Source organism: Erwinia sp. PME.40.26/001 (genome assembly GCF_055556675.1).
Window position 1 is genome coordinate 1 of the sequence record NZ_JBVHNP010000314.1, and the last position, 252, is coordinate 252.

Annotated in this window: 1 protein-coding gene; it reads left to right on the forward strand. The window is 72.6% G+C overall.

What is annotated here, in order from left to right:
• The first annotated feature begins 12 nt into the window (after positions 1 to 12).
• Positions 13 to 117 (forward strand): Dabb family protein, encoded by a 105-nt coding sequence (locus tag ACZ3HG_RS24335; RefSeq protein ID WP_465335040.1) that lies wholly within the window; start codon positions 13 to 15, stop codon positions 115 to 117.
• The last annotated feature ends 135 nt before the right edge of the window (positions 118 to 252 follow it).

Consider the following 252-nt stretch of genomic DNA (forward strand, 5'->3'; position numbering starts at 1 on the left):
GAGTTCGCCGACGTGGAAGCCCTCGAGCGCTATCAGGTGCACCCCGCGCACCAGGAGGTGTCGGCGTTCGTCCGCTCCGTCGTCACCGAGCGCGCCGGGATCGACTTCCCCGTCTGAGGCCCGCCCTCAGCTGAGGGGACGCGTCGTCACCGGAACGGGCGCGAGCGCGATCCGGACGTGGGCGTGGTCGTCGAGGCGTGCCTGCGCGCCGTGCTCCACGTGCACGAGGCTGCCGTCGCTCGTGCGTACCCG